At 44.4% G+C, this 446-nt stretch carries 2 tRNA genes; both read right to left on the reverse strand.

What is annotated here, in order from left to right:
• Positions 1-129 precede the first annotated feature (129 nt).
• Positions 130-205 (reverse strand) — tRNA-Ala (locus tag BN3349_RS11855).
• A 128-nt stretch (positions 206-333) separates the two neighbouring features.
• A tRNA-Ile gene (locus BN3349_RS11860) sits at positions 334-410 on the reverse strand.
• Positions 411-446 lie beyond the last annotated feature (36 nt).

Below are 446 nucleotides of genomic sequence, written 5' to 3' on the forward strand. Positions count from 1 at the left end.
GTTAAAGAACAAAATAAGATAATTGAACTTGCGTTCACATCATCATTGCTAAACATAAAAGTGCGGTCGTTTTTATTTATGTTTTACCGACTTTATCGCAACTTTACTTTTACCCTTAGCAATGATGATTGGTGGAGATAAGCGGGATCGAACCGCTGACCTCCTGCGTGCAAGGCAGGCGCTCTCCCAGCTGAGCTATATCCCCAATCCAGAAAACAGATAACAGAGGTCAGATGACAGTATTATCTCTTCACTTATTGCTTCCTTTTGTCACTTCAGATAGTTACAGCCGCCAAATTCTGTTCTCTGTCGTCTGTCCTTTGTCATCTGAAGTGGTGGGTCTGAGTGGACTTGAACCACCGACCTCACCCTTATCAGGGGTGCGCTCTAACCACCTGAGCTACAGACCCAAAAGGAGGCGTCGTTTCTTTGTTCCTATATTGCCT

Source organism: Necropsobacter massiliensis, assembly GCF_000827595.2.
In the GTDB taxonomy this organism is placed as follows: Bacteria; Pseudomonadota; Gammaproteobacteria; order Enterobacterales; family Pasteurellaceae; genus Necropsobacter; species Necropsobacter massiliensis.